This is a genomic window from Fusobacterium perfoetens (genome assembly GCF_021531475.1).
In the GTDB taxonomy this organism is placed as follows: domain Bacteria; phylum Fusobacteriota; class Fusobacteriia; order Fusobacteriales; family Fusobacteriaceae; genus Fusobacterium_B.
Window position 1 is genome coordinate 1 of sequence record NZ_JADYTX010000063.1, and the last position, 4,059, is coordinate 4,059.

Sequence of the window (4,059 nt, forward strand, 5' to 3'; positions counted from 1 at the left end):
TGTGATGCATTTTTTTAAATTAACAAATTTATTTAATTTTTTTATTTTTGACTTGACATTTAATAGTTAGTCTTAAATATTTTAATAAAGTTTTAATCCTATTAAACTCAATAAAGAACCTAATCCATAGAATATATGAAACATTGGATATAACCAAATTGTGATTAATCCATACAATACATTTTTATTAACAAAAGAAAAATAAAAATCTAAAGCTAAATATAATCCTATCTCAATAAAAAATAAATATTTAAATATTAAACTAAAATACATTAATATAGGTATTACTATAATTGATATTAAAAATAAAAATGGTATAAAATGTCTAATACTCATAGCCTTAGGATTTTCTTTCAAAGTATAGAATAATGCATTACCATTTTGAATACTCATTTTTAAAATCCCATTCACTGTATCTCTACAATAATATTTAAAATGAATATTTTCTGATAACCATATTTTACCACCACTATTACGAATTCTTGCATTCATATCATTATCTTCACTACGAAGTAATCTTGTATTAAATAATCCTACTTTTTCAAATACCTCTTTTCTAAATGCACCAAAAGGAACTGTATCAACATACTTATCCCCTTCTCCTACACGAAAATCAGACCCACCAACTCCAAATTTTGTTGATAGCATCTGCGAAATCGCTTTTCCCATAAAGGTAGTAGCTGAAGTTTCTGCTATTCCACCAACATTGTCAGCATCTGTATTCTCTAAATAAAATACACATTTTTCTATGTAGTTAGGATAAAAAAATGCATGTGCATCAAGCCGAATAATATATTTTCCTTTTGCTTCTTTTATTCCCATATTTAGTGCATATGGTGTCTTTCTTTTTTCGTTAATTAATAATTTAATTGGATATTTATTTAATTTTATATAATCCTTTATTATTTCTCTAGTTTTATCTGTTGAATTTCCATCAACTAAAATCCATTCCATATTTTTTACAGGATATGTTTGGTCAATTAAAGACTCAATAAAATTCTCAATATATCTTTCTTCATTAAATAAAGGAACTATTACTGATACAACTAAATTTTCCATACTTCTCTCCGTTTATTTAATAACAGCTACTACTGTCTTTAGCATTGTTTTAATATCTTCAAAGAAATTAAATTCCCTTATACTTTGAAGATTGTATTTCATCTTTCCTGGTAACACTTCTTCTACATAAGTTTTATCAGGGTTATTTGATTTATCCAAAAGCTTAGCTTCATCTTTATAGTAAATACTTGCAAGACTTGTTACTCCTGCAGGTAAAAGAAGGGTTGCCATCATCTCTTTTGTATAATAATTTACATATTTTTTTACCTCTGGTCTTGTTCCTACAAAAGTCATATCTCCAGTTAAAATATTTAAAAGTTGTGCTATTTCATCTAATCTACAATCACGTATAAATTTTCCAACTTTCGTTATTCTTGCATCATTTCCTACTGTAACTTGTGTTCCAAGCTTTTCAGCGTTATTTACCATAGTTCTAAATTTAAAAATTTTAAAAGTTTTTCCATATTGAGTTATTCTTTCTTGTCTAAAGAATACAGGTCCTTTTGAATCTATCTTTATTGCTATACCTAAAAATATAAATACAGGCAATAGAATAATTAACATAATAAGAGAAACTACTATATCAAAAATTCTTTTTAGAATTAAACTCAATTTTTTCTTTTTTAAAATTTCATAATATGGTCTTACTTCATCTAATTGTAATTCTTCTGGTAGTTGCTCCCAATCTTTTAAAATCAATCTACACATACTCCTTCACAATTCTTTTATAGTTTTCTATTATATAATCTACATCTTCATCTGTTAAACAAGTATGAAGAGGTAAAGTTATTTCATTAGCAAATTGTTCATAAGAGTTTGGATAATCTTTAATATCAAATCCCAAATTAATATATGCTGTCATCATTGGTAAAGGTTTATAATGTACGTTACAAGCAATTCCAGCTTCTGCCATTTTTACAATTATTTCTTGTCTTTGTTCTAAAGATATATTTGGTATTCTTGTAAGGTATAAATGACCTGAAGATTGATATTCATCAGTATAATGATTTAAAGTTTTTACTCCTAATGGTTTAAAAGCATTATCATATTTTTCTATTATCTCTTTTCTTCTTGCAAGCATTCCTTCATAACGACTTAATTGAGCAAGTCCTACCCCTGCAAGAATATCCGTCATATTACATTTATACCAAGGTCCTTTAATATCATATTCCCAAGCACCTAATTGAGTTTTTGCAAGGGCATCTTTTGATTGACCATGTAAAGAGAATAGTTGTAATTGATGATAGATATCTTCATTATCAATTCCTTCTATATTTCTCCAAGTTAAAGCTCCACCTTCAGCAGTTGTTAAATTTTTAACAGCATGGAATGAAAAAGATGTGAAGTCAGCTATACTTCCCACTTTTCTTCCTTTACAACTAGCACCAAAAGCATGAGCAGCATCAGCACAGATAGCTATTCTTCCAATTGCTTTTTGAATGTCATTATTTGGCTTAAATAGATGTTTTTTATTTTCTACAATAGCAAAAATTTTGTCATAATCGCAAGGAATTCCAGCTAAATCAACAGGAATTATTGCTTTTGTTTTTTCAGTAATAGCCTCAGCCATCTTTTCATAATCCATTTCTAGTGAATCTTTTTGAACATCTACAAAAACTATTTTTGCACCAACATGATAAACCACTGATGCAGAAGCAGTATATGTATATGAAGGAACTATTACTTCATCTCCCTCTCCTATTCCTAATATACGAAGAGCCATTTCAGCACAAGCAGTTTGAGAGTTTAAACAAACAGCTCTATCCACTTCGCAAAATTTAGCTATTTTTCTTTCTAATTCTTTTGTTCTTGGTCCTGTTGTAATCCAACCTGAACGTAAAGCATCCGCAACCTCTTTTATTTCTAATTCTGATATATCCGGAGGACTAAATAAAATATTTCTTTTTAACATAAACTCACCCCTATTATTCATATTTAACTTCTTTATAAGATACTACTACTTTCTTCATTATCTCTTTTATCTTTGAAATATCTGGATTGTGTGTACATTCTTTTAATTCATCAAAATACTTATCAATCTCAATATTTCCTTTATCTATCTTAGTAATAAATATCTTTTTATTAGCTGTCTTTATAGCATTATTTGTATCATAAAGCAGTTCTTCATAAAGTTTTTCTCCTGGTCTTAATCCAACTATATCTATTCCCACTTTTGCATTTGATAGCCTTATCATATTTTTAGCCAAGTCATAGATTTTAATTGGTTTTCCCATATCTAGGATAAATATCTCTCCACCATTTCCTATACTTCCAGCTTCTATTACTAGTTGTGCTGCTTCTGGTATAGTCATAAAATATCTTGTAATGTCTTTATGAGTAAGTGTTAGATTTTTTCCTTCTTTTATTAATTTTCTAAAGATTGGAATTACAGAACCATTACTTCCCAATACATTTCCAAATCTTACAGCCATAAATTTAGTGCCTTTTGATATTTCATTCATATGTTCTATTACAAGTTCACAAGCTCTTTTACTTGCTCCCATTAAATTTGTTGGATTAACAGCTTTATCTGTTGAGATAAGAACCATTCTATCTACACCAAATTCATTTGCACATTCTGCTACATTTCTAGTACCAAATATATTATTCTTTATAGCTTCCTCTGGATTATGCTCCATTAAAGGCACGTGTTTATGAGCTGCTGCATGGAATACAATATTTGGTCTATATTTATTAAATAAAAATTCTAATTTTTCTTTTTCACGAATATTACATATTTCTGAAACTAAGTCAAGATTTTGATATTTTCTCTTAAGTTCAAGCTCTAAAAAATATATATCATTTTCATTAACATCTATTGTTACAAGTTTTTGAGGTTCATATTTAGCTATCTGTCTTGCTAGTTCAGAACCAATACTTCCAGCACCACCTGTTACAAATACTACCTTATTATGTATCAGATCTTTTATACTTCCATCATTGATTTCAACTTGATCTCTTCCAAGTAAATCTTCAATACTAACATCTTTAATTTGATTA

The 4,059-nt window shown here is 28.0% G+C and carries 4 protein-coding genes; all 4 read right to left on the reverse strand.

Annotated elements, in window-relative coordinates; all coding sequences use genetic code 11:
- Nucleotides 1-81: 81 nt before the first annotated feature.
- Nucleotides 82-1,059, reverse strand: coding sequence for a glycosyltransferase family 2 protein (locus tag I6E15_RS09925; protein ID WP_235247618.1), 978 nt, complete (start codon nucleotides 1,057-1,059; stop codon nucleotides 82-84).
- Between the two features lie 12 nt (nucleotides 1,060-1,071).
- The gene (locus I6E15_RS09930) at nucleotides 1,072-1,755 is read right to left on the reverse strand and encodes a sugar transferase (RefSeq protein WP_419180953.1); all 684 of its coding nucleotides are present in this window, start codon (nucleotides 1,753-1,755) and stop codon (nucleotides 1,072-1,074) included.
- Nucleotides 1,756-1,759: 4 nt separating this feature from the next.
- Complete coding sequence (locus I6E15_RS09935) at nucleotides 1,760-2,971, reverse strand: DegT/DnrJ/EryC1/StrS family aminotransferase (RefSeq protein ID WP_235247620.1); 1,212 nt, start codon at nucleotides 2,969-2,971, stop codon at nucleotides 1,760-1,762.
- A gap of 13 nt (nucleotides 2,972-2,984) precedes the next feature.
- A partial coding sequence (locus I6E15_RS09940; RefSeq protein ID WP_235247621.1) for a UDP-N-acetylglucosamine 4,6-dehydratase family protein occupies nucleotides 2,985-4,059 on the reverse strand: 1,075 nt, incomplete at its 5' end.

Excerpts from the sequence above, each read along its gene's own strand:
- I6E15_RS09925 (WP_235247618.1), bottom strand. The coding sequence starts at position 1,059 with ATGGAAAATTTAGTTGTATCAGTAATAGTTCCTTTATTTAATGAAGAA.
- I6E15_RS09935 (WP_235247620.1), bottom strand. The coding sequence starts at position 2,971 with ATGTTAAAAAGAAATATTTTATTTAGTCCTCCGGATATATCAGAATTA.